15 protein-coding genes are annotated in these 15085 nt (G+C 67.0%); 6 read left to right on the top strand and 9 right to left on the bottom strand.

Translation table 11 applies throughout. The annotated features are described in order from the left end of the window. Window positions 1-236: 236 nt before the first annotated feature. The 3 genes from ACFYOW_RS41360 (at window position 237) to ACFYOW_RS41350 (ending at window position 3342) form a co-directional block, all read left to right on the top strand. Window positions 237-1631, top strand: coding sequence for a PhoH family protein (locus ACFYOW_RS41360; RefSeq protein WP_387296139.1), 1395 nt, complete (start codon window positions 237-239; stop codon window positions 1629-1631). A 156-nt stretch (window positions 1632-1787) separates the two neighbouring features. Further along, window positions 1788-2324 (top strand): LGFP repeat-containing protein, encoded by a 537-nt coding sequence (locus tag ACFYOW_RS41355; RefSeq protein ID WP_387296137.1) that lies wholly within the window; start codon window positions 1788-1790, stop codon window positions 2322-2324. A 148-nt stretch (window positions 2325-2472) separates the two neighbouring features. Beyond that, the gene (locus tag ACFYOW_RS41350) at window positions 2473-3342 is read left to right on the top strand and encodes an acyl-ACP desaturase (RefSeq protein ID WP_387296135.1); all 870 of its coding nucleotides are present in this window, start codon (window positions 2473-2475) and stop codon (window positions 3340-3342) included. Window positions 3343-3386: 44 nt separating this feature from the next. On the opposite strand, the gene ACFYOW_RS41345 is transcribed toward ACFYOW_RS41350, so the two are convergent. The 3 genes from ACFYOW_RS41345 to glpX all read right to left on the bottom strand — a co-directional run bounded on the left by ACFYOW_RS41345 (window position 3387) and on the right by glpX (window position 6675). Continuing rightward, window positions 3387-4793: a class II fumarate hydratase gene (locus ACFYOW_RS41345; protein ID WP_387296133.1), complete on the bottom strand. Its 1407-nt coding sequence runs from the start codon at window positions 4791-4793 to the stop codon at window positions 3387-3389. A 160-nt stretch (window positions 4794-4953) separates the two neighbouring features. After that, window positions 4954-5517 carry a YbhB/YbcL family Raf kinase inhibitor-like protein gene (locus ACFYOW_RS41340; protein WP_387296131.1) on the bottom strand — a complete coding sequence of 188 codons (564 nt, stop codon included), beginning with the start codon at window positions 5515-5517 and terminating at the stop codon, window positions 4954-4956. Between the two features lie 114 nt (window positions 5518-5631). Further along, entirely contained in the window at window positions 5632-6675 is a 1044-nt protein-coding gene (glpX, locus tag ACFYOW_RS41335) for a class II fructose-bisphosphatase (RefSeq protein WP_387296129.1), read from the bottom strand. Window positions 6676-6844: 169 nt separating this feature from the next. Here glpX and ACFYOW_RS41330 point away from each other — a divergent pair, with 169 nt between their 5' ends. Beyond that, window positions 6845-7411 carry a DUF4245 domain-containing protein gene (locus ACFYOW_RS41330; protein WP_387296127.1) on the top strand — a complete coding sequence of 189 codons (567 nt, stop codon included), beginning with the start codon at window positions 6845-6847 and terminating at the stop codon, window positions 7409-7411. Here ACFYOW_RS41330 and ACFYOW_RS41325 read toward each other — a convergent pair whose 3' ends face one another. From ACFYOW_RS41325 to ACFYOW_RS41310, 4 genes are read right to left on the bottom strand one after another with little or no spacing between them, the layout of a single operon-like run. Next, window positions 7412-7756, bottom strand: coding sequence for a VOC family protein (locus ACFYOW_RS41325; protein WP_387296125.1), 345 nt, complete (start codon window positions 7754-7756; stop codon window positions 7412-7414). Continuing rightward, entirely contained in the window at window positions 7753-7995 is a 243-nt protein-coding gene (locus tag ACFYOW_RS41320) for an exodeoxyribonuclease VII small subunit (RefSeq protein ID WP_040695202.1), read from the bottom strand. Before ACFYOW_RS41320 ends, ACFYOW_RS41325 begins: the two co-directional genes overlap by 4 nt. 2 nt (window positions 7996-7997) lie before the next feature. Then, window positions 7998-9338 carry an exodeoxyribonuclease VII large subunit gene (gene xseA, locus ACFYOW_RS41315; RefSeq protein ID WP_387296277.1) on the bottom strand — a complete coding sequence of 447 codons (1341 nt, stop codon included), beginning with the start codon at window positions 9336-9338 and terminating at the stop codon, window positions 7998-8000. A gap of 11 nt (window positions 9339-9349) precedes the next feature. Further along, entirely contained in the window at window positions 9350-9979 is a 630-nt protein-coding gene (locus tag ACFYOW_RS41310) for a lipid droplet-associated protein (protein ID WP_387296123.1), read from the bottom strand. A gap of 230 nt (window positions 9980-10209) precedes the next feature. Here ACFYOW_RS41310 and ACFYOW_RS41305 point away from each other — a divergent pair, with 230 nt between their 5' ends. After that, window positions 10210-11220: a 4-hydroxy-3-methylbut-2-enyl diphosphate reductase gene (locus tag ACFYOW_RS41305; protein ID WP_387296121.1), complete on the top strand. Its 1011-nt coding sequence runs from the start codon at window positions 10210-10212 to the stop codon at window positions 11218-11220. A gap of 117 nt (window positions 11221-11337) precedes the next feature. On the opposite strand, the gene ACFYOW_RS41300 is transcribed toward ACFYOW_RS41305, so the two are convergent. Both ACFYOW_RS41300 and ACFYOW_RS41295 read right to left on the bottom strand, forming a co-directional pair. Next, window positions 11338-12324: a DUF6542 domain-containing protein gene (locus ACFYOW_RS41300; RefSeq protein ID WP_387296119.1), complete on the bottom strand. Its 987-nt coding sequence runs from the start codon at window positions 12322-12324 to the stop codon at window positions 11338-11340. A gap of 56 nt (window positions 12325-12380) precedes the next feature. Then, entirely contained in the window at window positions 12381-13538 is a 1158-nt protein-coding gene (locus ACFYOW_RS41295; protein WP_387296117.1) for a DNA recombination protein RmuC, read from the bottom strand. A 365-nt stretch (window positions 13539-13903) separates the two neighbouring features. Between ACFYOW_RS41295 and ACFYOW_RS41290 the strand changes: the two genes are divergently transcribed. Continuing rightward, on the top strand, window positions 13904-15085 hold the full coding sequence (locus tag ACFYOW_RS41290; protein WP_387296115.1) for an exonuclease SbcCD subunit D: 1182 nt from the start codon (window positions 13904-13906) through the stop codon (window positions 15083-15085).

The raw sequence follows: 15085 nt of genomic DNA, 5'->3' as shown, positions 1-15085 counted from the left end.
TCACGGACACGCCTACCTGTGCCCGAGCGGAGACCGGGCAGTCGGCGGTAGCGTCGTTGGTGCGGGCCGCGTCGGTGTGGCTCGTACGGGAGGTCCTGAACCGTGACTGAGCTACTCAGTACGAGAGGGCCGGCACCCGGCCCTCTGGGCATCTGACGCAAGTCGGATCCCATCAGGACGGACCGGTCCAGCGAGATCGTTCGTGCGGGTGCCGCGCGAACACAAAGGAGCCCACCGTGACTGCTGCACGCTCCGTTCCCGCTCCCTCGGCGCACTCCAGCTCCGCGAAAGGCGAAGCCGCCGCGAAGGGGGCCCGCCCCTCGCATTCCCAGAATTCCGGTGCGAAATCCTTCGTCATCGACACCTCGGTTCTATTGTCGGATCCCTGGGCGTTCACCAGGTTCGGCGAAAACGATGTCGTATTACCGCTGGTCGTGATCAGCGAACTCGAAGGTAAGCGCCACCATCACGAACTGGGCTGGTTCGCGCGGGAAGCCCTGCGCAACCTCGACGATCTGCGTCTGCAATACGGCAGGCTGGATCAGCAGGTGCCGATCGGCACCGAGGGCGGAACGCTGCAGGTGGAACTCAACCACACCGACCCCGCGGTACTCCCGGTCGGATTCCGCACCGACACCAATGATTCCCGCATCCTGGCCTGTGCGCTCAATCTGGCGGCCGAGGGCCGTCGAGTGGTGCTGGTGTCCAAGGACATTCCCTTGCGCGTCAAGGCGAGTGCAGTGGGTTTGCACGCCGACGAATACCACGCCCAGGACGTGGTGACCTCCGGCTGGGCCGGAATGGTGGAGATCGATGTCTCCAAAACACAGATCGATCAGCTCTACGCCGAGGCCGTGATCGATCTGGACGAGGCGCGGGAACTGCCGTGCCACACCGGAATCCGGTTGCTCGGGGCAAGCTCCAGCGCCTTGGGCCGGGTCACGCCGGACAAGCGGGTGCAGTTGGTGCGTGAACGCGAGGCGTTCGGACTGCACGGCCGCTCGGCCGAACAGCGCATCGCACTGGATCTGCTGTTGGACGAGAGCGTCGGCATCGTCTCGCTCGGCGGCCGTGCCGGTACCGGCAAGTCGGCGCTGGCTCTGACGGCCGGTTTGGAGGCGGTGCTCGAGCGTCGCACACAACGCAAGGTGGTGGTGTTCCGTCCGCTGTACGCGGTCGGTGGGCAGGATCTCGGCTATCTGCCGGGATCGGAGAGCGAGAAGATGGGCCCGTGGGCGCAGGCGGTCTTCGACACGCTCGACGGGTTGGCCAGTCGTGAGGTGATGGAGGAGGTGCTCAGCCGCGACATGTTGGAAGTCTTGCCGCTCACCCACATTCGCGGTCGCTCGCTACACGATTCGTTCGTGATCGTGGACGAGGCGCAGTCGCTGGAGCGCAATGTGCTGCTGACGGTGCTCAGCCGACTGGGCACCGGATCGCGCGTCGTGCTCACCCACGATGTGGCTCAGCGCGACAACCTACGGGTCGGTCGGCACGACGGTGTCGCCGCGGTGATCGAAAAGCTCAAGGGGCATCCGCTTTTCGCGCACATCACGCTGACCCGTAGTGAACGGTCGCCGATCGCGGCGCTGGTGACCGAGATGTTGGAGGAGTACGGCCCGAGTGCATAGCGGGTAGCAGCAACTACCCAGGGTGTGTTTCCCATCACAATCGAGCGGGTAGTATTCGCGTGATACCTGTTCAGCGACGGCCCGGCGAGTCTCACATCGATTCGCCGGGCCGTTGCCGAGCATCGGCCCAGGCTACGCGCGACGAGAGGGATGGAAATGCACCACTTCGCTCGACGAACGGCTGGATTCACCGCGGTCACCGCGGCCGCGGCACTGCTGCTGGCCACCGGCTGCGGCAACAACGACGACAAGGACAAGAACACCGCCGCGTCCATGACGACCACCTCGGCGGCCGCCCACGGCGAGGAGCGCATGTCCGGCGCGGCAGAGGAGACCAAGATCGCCACTCAGGGCGGCGACATCACCGTGTCCGGCATCATCTTCGACAAGTACGTGCAGTCCGGCGGCCCGACCGGTCCGCTCGGCGCTCCGCTGAAGTCGCAGGAGGACGCCCCCAACGACGGCAAGTGGCAGGACTTCACCGGCGGCGCGATCGTCTGGAGCAAGGACAGCGGCGCGCACATCGTCTGGGGCGAAATCCGCAAGGCGTGGGAGGACAACGACGGCCCCGACGGCAAGATCGGGTACCCGACCAGCGACGAGAAGGACATCCCCGGCGGCAAGCAGAGCGATTTCGTCGGCGGCACCATCACCTGGGTGGACGGCAATACGACCGTCACGCCGAAATCCTGATCCGCCCGGCGTCCGGGCGCTCACGTGCCATTATTGGTGAGTGCCTCGCGGTTCGCTCGAAAGAGCTGGTGCTTGTACGCTCGGACGCCGGTACCGATTCCTATTCGTAGATCCCCGCATCGCGGGGCCCAGCCGCTAGGTTGTGCTAGTGCAAACTCTCTTGACCGATCGCGAACTGCTCGCGTCCCTCGCCGATGAGGTGGAACTGAATCTGCGCCGCCACATCGCCGCCGCCGACGGCTGGCAGCCGCACGACTATGTGCCGTGGGACGACGGCCGCAACTTCCGCTTCCTCGGCGGAATCGATTGGGAGCCCGAGCAATCCGAGTTGAGCGAGACCGCCAAGCTGGCGCTGACGGTCAGCGTGCTCGTCGCGGACAATCTGCCCTCGTACCACCGTGAGGTCGGCAAGTACCTGCGCACCGGATCGTGGTGGCGCTGGGTCGGCCGGTGGACGGCCGAGGAGAACCGGCACGAGATCATGATCCGCAACTACCTCATGGTCACCCGGTCGGTCGACCCGGTGCAGTTGGAGCGGTTGCGGATGGACCATATGACGAAGGGTTTCCGGCGTCCCGCACTGCACCTGCTCGACGTGCTCGCCACTTGCGCGTTCGAGGAGGCGGCCGCCGCCATCCGGCATCGCAACACCGCCGCGCTCGGGGAGAACAAGATGGTCACCGCCATCGCCGAGCGCATTGCCATCGACGATGAACTGCAGTCGATCTTCTTCGCGGACCTGATCACCGCGGCGTTCGGTGTCGCACCGGATCAGACGATGCGCGCCATCGCCGACAGCGTCGCGCGGTTCGAGGTGCCGTCGGTGGCGTTGCCCGATGGGCGCAGCAGCGATGATGTGCTCGCCGAGGCGGGCATCTACGACTGCGCCAAGGAGAACGAATTGGTTTTCGGCCCGCTGCTGGAGCGGTGGGAGTTCTTCACCCGCACCGGTCTCGGTGCAGACGGTGAGAAGGCGCGCGCGGAACTCGCGGGCCTGCGGGTCGGTTCGCCGGCCTGAGTCTCGAATCCGGTCGGCGCACGATTTGTGCGCCGACCGGTTTTCTACTTTTCGTCCTCGACCCTGGCCATCGACAGCACATCCAAGCGGCGATCGAGTTCTTCAAGGGTGAGCTTCTCATCGAGCAGACCGCGATCGATCACGGTCTGACGGATGGTCTTCTTTTCCTTCAACGCCTCTTTCGCGACCGCGGCCGCCTCTTCGTAACCGATGGCGGAATTCAGCGGCGTCACAATCGAGGGTGACGATTCGGCGAGGGTGCGCAGATGATCCTCGTTGGCGATCAGACCGCGAATGCACTTATCGGCGAACAGCCGGGACACATTGGCGAGCAGCCGAATCGACTCGAGCAGATTGCGTGCCATCACCGGGATGTAGACGTTCAACTCGAACGCGCCGCTCGCACCGGAGAACGCGACCGCCGCGTCGTTGCCGATCACCTGCGCGGCGACCTGCGTAACCGCCTCGGGCAGTACCGGATTCACCTTGCCGGGCATGATCGAACTGCCGGGCTGCAGATCCGGCAGCCGGAGTTCGCCGAGACCGGTCAGCGGGCCCGAACCCATCCAGCGAATATCGTTGGCGATCTTGGTGAGGCTCACCGCGACCGTGCGCACTGCACCGGACGCCTCAACCAGACCGTCGCGGGCGGCCTGCGCCTCGAAGTGATCCCGCGCTTCGGACAGTGCGTCGAGATCGGTCGACAGCACCAGTTCCGCAACGACTTTCGCGCCGAAACCCGCGGGCGCGTTGAGGCCCGTGCCGACCGCGGTACCACCGATGGGCAGCTCACCGAGCCGGGGCAGCACGGCCATGATGCGTTCCATACCCGCCGCGACCTGGCGGGTATAGCCGCCGAACTCCTGGCCGAGGGTCACCGGCACGGCGTCCATGAGGTGGGTGCGTCCGGACTTCACGACGGTGCGCCATTCGGCAGACTTGTCCAGCAGCGCCAGCCGCAGATGCTCCAGCGCCGGGATCAGATCCTTGATGGCGGCCTCGGTTGCGGCGAGATGGGTCGCGGTGGGGAAGGTGTCGTTCGACGACTGCGACATGTTCACGTCGTCGTTCGGGTGCACGGTCACGCCGTTGCCCTTCGCGATCGAGGCGATCACCTCGTTGGCGTTCATATTCGAGCTGGTGCCCGAGCCGGTCTGGAAGACATCGATCGGGAACTGCTCGTCGTGCAGACCCTCGGCGATCTCGTTCGCGGCGGCGATAATGGCATCCGCCTTGACCGGATCGAGCAGCCCGAGATCCTTGTTCACCTTCGCGCACGCGGCCTTGAGCAGGCCGAGCGCCCGGATCTGCGCCCGCTCCAACCCGCGCCCGCTGATCGGAAAGTTCTCCACGGCCCGCTGCGTCTGCGCCCGCCACAACGCATCCACGGGAACCCGAACTTCCCCCATCGTGTCGTGCTCGATCCGGAACTGCGTCTCCTCGGTCGTCATAATTCCGACCCTATGCCGCATACGCCAGTCGTGGGGCTGCCACGCCTGAGGCGATTCGCACACCGCCCCCGCCCCGCTCCGGGAATATCCCAGCCAGCCCGAAACCGGCTCCATCCGCCGCCTATGCGACCTCCGGACCGCCGCTGCGGCGAGTTACTCGTTACGGTCGTTCGTAGAATCCGTCGATCCGGCCATGGGCGATTGCCTTGGCGGCGGAGAAGACGTGGCGCGGTTTCGCTTTCGCGGCGGGCTTGCCGCCTATGGTGGTGATCGGCTCGGTCAGGGCGAAGAGTTGGAAGGCGTAGCGGTGCGGTCCGTGGCCTTTGATCGGGGCGGGACCTTGGTAGCCGCGGCCGAAGCCGGAGCGGAGGATGCTGACGCCGGGAGCGGGAGCGTCGGCGCGCAGTCCGTCTCGAGGCAGTTCGGCGCGGGTCGGTTCCAGCAGGGCCACGCAATGTACGAATGGCAATCCTGTTGGTGCGTCCGGGTCTTCGACGACCAGGAGGAGTTGCGCCGTACCGTCGGGCGCGGTCCACGCCAGCGCGGGGGATGTGTCTCGGCCACCGATCCGCTTGGACGCGTGCACCTTTGGCAGTGGCGACTCGTGCGTGAAATCCGGGCTGGTGACTTCGAAGGTCGCGTCGGTGGCGAGGTTCGGCAGATGCCAGGCCAGGCCCTGCTCTCCGGCACGGCGGTTCTTCAACAGCTTCCCGATAATTGACACCGGATCTCCTTGGTCTGCTAGGGATTCCGGAGCTTACCGTCGTGGAAAGAGCACCGCACATGGCGCAAAACGAGCCCGATCCGAAGCGGACCGGGCTCGATGCCTTCGAGAAGATCAGGGCAGCGGCGGCACCGCATCCTCGTCGCCGACGAAATCGACCGAGGAGTATTCGCGGAGCTTGGTGAGGCGGTGGTAGGCGTCGATCATGCGGACGGTGCCGGACTTGGAGCGCATCACGATGGACTCGGTGGAGGCGCCGCCGGGGAAATAGCGGACGCCGCGTAGTAGGTCGCCGTCGGTGACACCGGTGGCGCAGAAGAAGACATTGTCACCCGCGACCAGGTCATTGGTGGTGAGGATGCGGCTGAGGTCGTGACCCGCGTCGATGGCCTTCTGACGTTCCGCCTCGTCCTTGGGGGCGAGCATGCCCTGGAGTTCACCGCCCATACACCGCATGGCGGCGGCGGCGATGATGCCTTCGGGGGTGCCGCCGATGCCGACCAGGATGTCGGTGCCGGAGTCGGGGCGGGCGCAGGCGATGGCGCCCGCGACGTCACCGTCGGAGATCAGGCGGATGCGCGCACCCGCGTCGCGGACCTCCTGGATCAGGTCCGCGTGGCGCGGCCGGTCCAGGATGCAGACGGTGAGATCGGACTTCGACAGGCCCTTGGCCTTGGCCACCCGGCTGATGTTTACGCCGATCGGGGCCGAGATATCGATCACGCCCGCCGCGTCCGGGCCGACCGCGATCTTGTGCATGTAGAACACCGCGGACGGGTCGAACATCGCGCCCCGCTCGGCGACCGCGAGCACTGCGATGGCGCCCGGCGAACCCTTCGACATCAGCGTGGTGCCGTCGATCGGGTCGACCGCGAAGTCGACCTCGGGACCGGTGCCGTCGCCGACCAGCTCACCGTTGTAGAGCATGGGCGCTTCGTCCTTCTCGCCCTCACCGATGACCACGATGCCGCGCATGGAAACGGAGCTGACCAGCTGCCGCATGGCGTCGACGGCCGCACCGTCGCCACCTTCCTTATCGCCGCGGCCGACCCAGCGGCCCGCGGCCATCGCACCGGCCTCGGTGACCCGGACCAGTTCGAGCGCGAGGTTGCGGTCCGGCGCCTCGCGGCGGCTGGGTGCGGGCGAAGATGCCGTCATTACGGTGTGCCTCCTACGGTCGTTGCTACCGCTGATTCTCTCAGAAGCGTGACCGTTCTCGATCAGGTACTACCCGTAGCGATTGCTTGCAGGTTGCTCGAAAAGGTCAGCTCCAGATCTCGGACCACCTGTGGATGAGCGTGCCAGACCGGGCGTGGATACTGGGAACGTGTCGTACCAAAAACCACGCATTCTCAACGACTACCCGGATCTGTTCTGGTCACTGATCCCGTTGGTGCTGATCGCCGTGGTCTTCGCCGGGCTCGCCAGCCAGTGCAGCTTCGCGGGGAAAGGACCGACAGAGGGGCAGATTCCGCACTTCGACGTGACGGCGGCACTGGCCAACGACGCGAAGACCATGCCCTTCCCGATCCGCAATCCGACCCTGCCCGAACATTGGACTCCGAACTCCGGTAGCCGCGACACGATCACCACCACCGGCGGCGGGCCGGTCAGCACTGTTGGTTTCATCACACCGCAGGGCACGTACATGCGGATGAGCCAGAGCAGCGCGACCGAAGAGGCGCTTTCGCGCTTCGTGCTCGGCTCCCGCTACGGCACCGGCACCGAGCAGGTCGGCGACCAGAAGTGGGTCGTCTACGCCGAACAGGGTTCCGAGACGGCGTGGATCGCAGACTTCGGCCAGTCCCGAGTACTCATCACCGGCGCAGGCAACCATGCTGCGTTCACGACGTTGGCCGCGGCCATCGGCGCAGCTCAGCCGCTCCAGCGTTAGTCAGCGGTGGCTGACCACGTTGACGATGGTGCCGCTGGGATCGCGAACGAAGAACCGGCGCACGCCCCACTGCTCATCACGCAGCGGATAGACGATGTCCGCATTCGCCGCGACCAACTCCGCGTGCACGGCGTCCACATCCTCGACCTCGACGCTGATATCCGGTTGCGGCCGCTCGGCCTCCGGGCCGACCAGCAGGACCTGCGCGGTCGGGTTGGTCGGGGATGCCATCGTCACCACCCAGCCGAGGTCCATGGCCTCTTCGAAGCCGAGCCGCCGGTAGAACTCGCGGCTGGCCGCCATGTCCTCGGTGTGGATATCGGGGGTGGCGCGGCGGATGGTCATTCGTCGGTTTCGAGGTCGGTGCGGGAGAGGGCGTTTTCGACCCGCTGACGCGCGCCCGCCAGATGTTCCTCGCAGCGGGTGGCCAGCGCCTCCCCGCGCTCCCACAGTGCGAGGGATTCGTCCAGGTCGAGGCCGCCCTGTTCGAGCATCTTGACGACGTTGACCAGCTCGTCGCGGGCACGTTCGTAGCCGAAGGTGGAGATCTCGGCCAGCTCGTCGTCCTTGCCGGGGTCGGCCAAGGTCAGTTCCTCCCTGTGTCGGTCTTGCCCAATGCTTGGCTGCCCAGCGCGGCGGCGGAGATTGCACCATCGGCGACCCGGATCCGCAGCTGACTACCCGCGGGCGCGTCCTCGATCGAGCGGACCACATGCCGCTCCTTACCGCTGACGCGCTGCACGACAGCGTAGCCACGGGCCAGCGTCGCGGCCGGTCCCACCGCGGTGAGTTTCTCCCGCAGGTGCCGGGTCGCGGTGGTTTCGGTGCTGATCAGCTGGTCGGCGGTGCGGCGAGCGGCGGTGCGCAGGCGTTCGATCTCGCCATAGCGGCGGTCGAGTTCACGCAGCGGATCCGCCAGCACCGGCCGGGAACGCAACTGGGCCAGCGCCCTGGTTTCGCGGTCGACCCAGCCGCGCAGTGCGGCGGCGGCGCGGGCGCGCATATCGCGGACCCCGGCGAGTTCGGCGGCCGCGTCGGGCACGATGCGCTTGGCGGCGTCGGTGGGGGTGGCGGCGCGCAGATCGGCGACCAGATCGCACAGTGGGTTATCGGGTTCGTGACCGATCGCACTGACGATCGGCGTGGTCGCGGCGACGATCGCGCGGCACAGCGTCTCATCGGAGAAAGGCAGCAGATCCTCGACACTGCCGCCACCGCGGGCCAGCACGATGACCTCGACTGCCGGATCGCGATCGAGTCCGGCGAGCGCCTGCACCATCTGCGGCACCGCGGTCGGGCCCTGCACCGCGGTATTGCGTATCTCGAAACGCACTGCGGGCCAACGATTTCGGGCCACGCTCAGGACATCGCGCTCGGCGGCGCTTGCTCGGCCGGTGATCAGTCCGATTGTCTTGGGCAGGAACGGGATCGGCCGTTTCAGCCGGGGATCGAACAGCCCCTCCGTGGCGAGCAGTGCCTTCAACCGTTCGATGCGGGCCAGCAGTTCACCGATGCCGACCGGGCGAATCTCCATGGCGCGCAACGAAATCGTGCCGCGTCCGGTGAAGTACGCGAGTTTGCCGTACACCACCACCCGGCTGCCCTCTTGCAGCGGCACGGCGGAGCGGCGGATGAGATCCGGATGACAGGTCACCGACAGCGACATATCGGCGGCGGTATCGCGCAACACCAGGAATGCGGTGCTGGTGCCGGGACGCAGATTGATCTGGGTGATCTGGCCTTCCACCCAGATGCTGCCGAGCCGATCGATCCACTGCGCGACCTTGATGGCCACCGATCGCACCGGCCACGGCTGTTCGGCGGAGTTGGCGGGAGCCGCTCGGTCGGGTCGGCCGGCGGATTCCCGGCCAACCGTCGACGAAGACGTGGGTTCGGGCCCACTCGTCTCCCGGCCACCACCCCCCATCGAATCTGAACTCACTGGGCCCGCACGGTGGCGATCCGGTTCGTCAGCATGGTCACGAACGGCGCCCTGGCACGCGTCTGCTGTTCGTACTCGAGCAGGGCGTTCAGATCCTCGACGGTCAGCATGCGCAGGCGGGCGCGCAACTGGGCCAGGGTCATACTGGCGTAGTCGTAGCGGGTGGCCACCTCGGGCTCGACGACCTCTGGTTCGGGCTCGGGCTCGGGCTGGGGTTCCGGTACCGCGGAAACCTCGGTCTCCGGGACGGCGATGGTCTGGACCGGGGCGGCGTGACCATTGGTTTCACCGGCGCGGGCGGCATCGGCGGCGAAGTCGGCCGGTTCGTCGTCGTACAGGTCGAAACTGCTGGTGCGGGCGGGAGCGGTGAACTCCGGCTCGGTGTCCTCGTCGAAGGTGGCCCAGTCGGGCTGTTCGACGGGGGCGTTCGTGAGACGGTCGAATACGCTGTCGCCCTTGAGGGCGAGGCTGGTCACGAACTGCTGGACGTGCATGGTGGTCTGCAGCATCTGGCTGATCGCGGTGATCGGGAAATTCATTGCGGCAGTGGGTAGCCGACGGGTTTCTTCGATGGCGTATACGGCCGCGCCAGCGGCGACCCGGGCCAGGAACGGTGGTCGAAACATGCTCCTAGCCTGCCCGATACGGGATGTTATGCAAAGCACTGGTGTCACAGACACGGAATCTACTTTGGCGCGCGCGGGGCCCTGCGTGGTTAGGCAGGCTGCCTCCTCCGGGCCTGACCACGCGCGCCGGGGGTCTGCATCATTCCGCGCTTTTTTCGCCCGGTGCGAGTGTGTCGAGAACGACGTGACCGGCCGTCCAGCACTCCTCGGCCGCACGTAAGCTGAGGGGCATGTCTTCGGCCATCCCTTTGAACGTCGGAATCGCCAGCACGGCGGGTTCCGGATCCGCCGATGCCGACGGTGGTAAGCGTGTGCTGCTAGCCGAACCGCGTGGCTACTGCGCCGGCGTGGACCGCGCGGTCGAGACGGTGGAGAAGGCGCTCGAGAAGCACGGCGCCCCGATCTACGTGCGCAAGGAGATCGTGCACAACCGCCATGTGGTGGAGACGCTGCGTGAGCAGGGTGTGATCTTCGTCGACGAGACCGACGAGGTGCCCGATGGTGCGCTGGTCGTATTCTCCGCGCACGGTGTCTCACCCGCGGTGCACGAGTCGGCGGCGGCGCGCAATCTGCGCACGATCGATGCCACCTGCCCGCTGGTGACCAAGGTGCATCAGGAGGCCAAGCGCTTCGCCCGCGACGACTACGACATTCTGCTGATCGGTCACGAGGGGCACGAGGAGGTCGAGGGCACCGCGGGGGAGGCCCCCGAGCACGTGCAGCTCGTCGACGGTCCGGATGCGGTCGACCGGGTCACCGTGCGCGACGAGTCCAAGGTGATCTGGCTCTCCCAGACCACGCTCAGCGTCGACGAGACCATGGAGACGGTGCAGCGGCTGCGCCAGCGTTTCCCCGGACTGCAGGATCCGCCGAGCGATGACATCTGCTACGCCACCCAGAACCGTCAGGTGGCGGTCAAGGCGATGGCGCCGGAATGCGACCTGGTGATCGTGGTCGGCTCGCGCAATTCGTCGAATTCGGTGCGCCTGGTCGAGGTCGCGCTCGGCGCGGGCGCGAAGGCCTCCTACCTGGTGGACTACGCCCGCGAGGTCGACCCGGCGTGGCTGGCAGGTGTGCGCACGGTCGGCATCACCTCGGGTGCGTCCGTGCCCGACATCCTGGTGCGCGGTGTGCTGGATATGTTGGCGGAGCACGGGTTCGGTGAGGTGCAGCCGGTGACCACCGCCAATGAGACGTTGGTATTCGCACTGCCGAGGGAGCTGCGGACGTCGCGTCACTGAGCTGCGCCAAGGATTTCCAGGGCGCGCCACAACGCTGGGTGCTGCCCGGTTCGCGTCGTCGAGCTGCGCGTGGCCGCTGTCGCGCGTGACGGTCGCTGCTGTCGAGCAGTCGCCCGGCTAGAGGTTTTCCGGTCGACGGCGCTCAGTGCGGCTCGAATCACGTTCGCGGTAGCGGACATTGGGCTGCGGGTGTGGCGGTGGGGCTTCACCGCGCCGCCTGGTCGCTGCCGCCCGGCCCGAATCTCCATCGGCCCGAGGGGTTGCCGCGGCGGGTCGTACGGCCCGGGTCGGTTCGCCCTCGCTCCGGGCCGCTGCCGCAGCGGGTCGTACGGCCCGGGTCGGCTCGCCCTCGTTGCGGGCCGCTGCCGTGGCGGGGCGGGCGCTCGATCGGCGCTCGCGGCTCGGGCGTTCGTCACCCCGTGCGCTCTTTGCGCCGCCGACGCGCGGCGGGGTGTCCGCTACTTCCGAACTACCGCGCCGACTCGGTCGCGGCAGATGCAGATCAGTATCGAGGTCGGAGGTATCGACCTGGGGACGGCGGGTGCGGCGGCGCGCGGCTTCGGCGAGCGAGCTGCCGCCGGCGCGCTCCGACCTGGTGCGTTTGCCTGCGTTGCCGCGGCCCCAACTGGTGCCGCGACGGGGTTCGTCGGCGCGGCCGGCGGCTTCCTCACGCCTGTGCAGCAGGATCCGCCCGGCGCCGATCGCCAGCACCAGCACGGTGGCCAGCGCCATGATCGGGAACCGGTTCACCAGCGGGATCGCCAGATTCAGCAGGATGTCCTTGAGGCCGGTCGAAGCGCCATCGGTGAGCTGCTGATAAGCCAGCGGCACCGCGACGAACAGCAACAGTGGTGGCAGCACCATCGCCGTGAAGAGCCCGCGATAGCGAACGGCGAGCACCGCCGCGACGCAGCCGAGGACGTATAACGTGTTGAACGTCGCGGTCAGCTCGTTATTCTCGCCGTGGGCATCGATCAGGAACCCCAAAAACGTGCACGCCACCGCGATCAGAACCGCCGCCCCGGCCGGAATCCCCGGCACCGAGGGCAGGATCGAACGATGCGGCGCGGGCACCCGGGTTCGCACACGTTGGGAAGCAGCCACCCCATGACACTAACTGCCGCCGCGCTCGGCGGCGTTACGGCACGGCCGTCGCAGGGCTAATCGCCGGCGTCGGCGAAGCCGACCGCCCGCGGCAATGAATCGACCCGATGGATTGCCGGCACCTCCTGCTCGGCTATTTCAAGATCGTGGAGTTTGCGGGCGGTGACCATCACCCGCGACTCGACCGAGGCGACGGTGTAGTTGAAAGCGTCTACGGCCTTACCGAGTTGCGCGCCGAGGCGGTCCAGATGTCGGCCGGTCATGCCGAGCCGGTTGTAGAGCTCGCGACCCAGTTGCTGAACGGTAGCCATATCGCGGGACAGTGCTTCCTGCCGCCAGCCGAAGGCGACCGTACGCAGCAACGCGATCAAAGTCGTCGGAGTAGCGAGGATCACGTTGCGGCCGAACGCGTACTCGAGCAAGCCGGAATCGGTGGTGAGTGCGGCATCGAGGAATGGGTCGCCCGGCACGAACAGCACCACGAACTCCGGCGCGGGATCGAAGGCCAGCCAATAGGCCTTATCGGCCAGCTGATCGATATGGGCACGCAGATGTTTGGCATGGCGGCCGAGCAGTTCGGCGCGCTCGTCCGGATCGTCGGTCATGGTGGCGTCGAGGTAGGCGGTGAACGGCACCTTGGCGTCGACCACGATCTGCCTGCCGCCTGCGAGATTGACCACAAGGTCCGGCCGCACCATGCCGGTGCGTTCGGTAGCCCCGTCGCTGCGCGCCGCCCGGCTCACCTGGGTGTCGAAATCGCAGTGCCGGGTCATACCCGCCAGTTCCACCACCCGCTCCAATTGGATTTCGCCCCAGCGACCGCGCACCTGCGGTGCGCGCAGTGCGGCGACAAGCTGACTTGTTTGGCTGGTGAGCTGATGTGACGTGCGCTGCATCCCCGCGACCTGTTCGCGCAGACTCGAATACGCGTTGATCCGGTGATGTTCGACCTGCTGGATGTGCTGGTTCAGCGTGCCGACGGCCTCGCGCAGCGGATCCACCATCGCACCGATGGCGTGCGAATGTCGGCGTGCCGCATCCTCATTCGCCGCGGTGAGCGATTGCCGCAGTAGCCGCTCATTGTCGGTGGCCGCGGCCAGTCTCGCCTCCGCGGCCGTCGCGCGCTGCCCGGCGCGCGCGGCGTGCCCGAGCCAGCCGAGCCCTACCCCAGCGGCGAACACCAGCATCAGTGCGACGAGCATCGGTGCGGTCATAGCACAGATAGTGCCCCATGGCACCGACAAGTTCGAAACCCGCGAGCTATCGGACAGCAGTTCGTCGACGAATGCCTGGAGCCGCGGATTCGTACCAGGCAGCAGGTCACCTAGCCGCAAGCAGCAAACAGGGCGTTCGGGTCGTGCGTCCACGCATCGCCGACCACAACGGAGCGAGTCTTACGAGCGACCGTTCGCGGCCCGTCTCGCGTCCGAGCCGTCGAAGCGCATGCGCCGCAGGCGCGAGTCTCGACGGCTCGGACGCGAGACACCAGGGGGCCGCGAACACGCCGCGCCCGAGGCGCGGCCATTAGACACAGCCAAATTGTTGAGTGTGTCGGTGCGATCGCCTACGGTTTCGCGGCATGCGGATGCTGCACACCTCGGACTGGCACATCGGGCGCACATTCCATGGGGTCGATCTGCTCGCCGATCAGGCCGCCGCGCTCGCGGCCATTGCCGAATTGGTGGCCGCGGAATCCGTTGACGTCGTCGTACTGCCGGGGGACGTGTACGACCGATCCATTCCGAGCGCAGACGCGATCGCGGTGTGTATCCAGGGATTCGAGGCCATCCGCGCGGCCGGGGCGCAGATCGTCGCGACCTCCGGCAATCACGATTCACCGACGCGGCTCGGTGCCGGTGCGAGTTTCGCGGCGGCGGGCGGGCTGCATTTGCGCACGACGGTCGCCGCTGCCGATCAGCCGGTGCTGTTGTCCGACGAGCACGGCGCGATCGCCTTTTACGGCATCCCGTATCTCGAGCCGGAAATCACTCGCGCCGAACTCGGTGTGCCGCAAGCACGTTCGCATGCGGAGATCCTGGACGCGGCAATGTGCCGAATCCGGGCCGATATCGCCGAGCGTCCCGGCACCCGCACCGTGGTACTCGCCCACGCCTTCGTGGTCGGTGGCGAGGCGACCGGTTCCGAGCGTTCGATTTCGGTCGGCGGCGTGGAGACGGTGCCGCTGTCGGCATTCGACGGCATCGACTATGTGGCGCTCGGGCATCTGCATTCACCGCAGACGCTCTCGGAATCGGTGCGCTATTCCGGTTCCCCGCTGCCGTATTCGTTCTCCGAGACCTCGCATCGCAAGGCGGTATGGCTGGTCGACCTGGACGCCACCGGCCTGCGTTCGGTGCAGCGCCGCGACCTTCCGCTCGTGCGCGGCTTGAGTCGTCTCAGCGGTACGCTCGACGAATTGCTCAGCGATGCAGCTTATTCCGAGGCCGAGGGGCACTACGTCTCGGCGACGCTGACCGACTACGCCCGTCCCGTCGACGCTATGCGCAAACTGCGCGAACGCTTCCCGCATGCGGTGCACGTGGAATGGTCGCGCCCGGAAGGCAACCCGGAACTGCGCTACCGTGAACGCGTGCACGGTCGCCGCGACACCGAAGTAGCGCAGAGCTTCCTCACCGACGTCCGCGGCGAACCCACCCCGGGTGAAATGGCCTGGCTGGAACGGGCACTCGCCGCGGCGATACGCGAACCCGACCGGGAGGTGCCCGCAGCGGTCACGCTTGCCGGGGAACTGTCCGCATGA

The sequence above is a fragment of the Nocardia sp. NPDC006982 genome (assembly GCF_042869435.1).
In the GTDB taxonomy this organism is placed as follows: domain Bacteria; phylum Actinomycetota; class Actinomycetes; order Mycobacteriales; family Mycobacteriaceae; genus Nocardia.
This window is presented reverse-complemented; position numbering and strand designations above follow the sequence as displayed.

What these genes read in the sequence shown, in the direction of transcription:
- ACFYOW_RS41345 (WP_387296133.1), bottom strand. Translation starts at nt 4,793, where the DNA reads ATGACGACCGAGGAGACGCAGTTCCGGATCGAGCACGACACGATGGGG.
- ACFYOW_RS41295 (WP_387296117.1), bottom strand. Translation starts at nt 13,538, where the DNA reads ATGACCGCACCGATGCTCGTCGCACTGATGCTGGTGTTCGCCGCTGGG.
- ACFYOW_RS41325 (WP_387296125.1), bottom strand. Translation starts at nt 7,756, where the DNA reads ATGACCATCCGCCGCGCCACCCCCGATATCCACACCGAGGACATGGCG.
- xseA (WP_387296277.1), bottom strand. Translation starts at nt 9,338, where the DNA reads ATGGGGGGTGGTGGCCGGGAGACGAGTGGGCCCGAACCCACGTCTTCG.
- ACFYOW_RS41355 (WP_387296137.1), top strand. Translation starts at nt 1,788, where the DNA reads ATGCACCACTTCGCTCGACGAACGGCTGGATTCACCGCGGTCACCGCG.
- ACFYOW_RS41305 (WP_387296121.1), top strand. Translation starts at nt 10,210, where the DNA reads ATGTCTTCGGCCATCCCTTTGAACGTCGGAATCGCCAGCACGGCGGGT.
- ACFYOW_RS41290 (WP_387296115.1), top strand. Translation starts at nt 13,904, where the DNA reads ATGCGGATGCTGCACACCTCGGACTGGCACATCGGGCGCACATTCCAT.
- ACFYOW_RS41310 (WP_387296123.1), bottom strand. Translation starts at nt 9,979, where the DNA reads ATGTTTCGACCACCGTTCCTGGCCCGGGTCGCCGCTGGCGCGGCCGTA.
- glpX (WP_387296129.1), bottom strand. Translation starts at nt 6,675, where the DNA reads ATGACGGCATCTTCGCCCGCACCCAGCCGCCGCGAGGCGCCGGACCGC.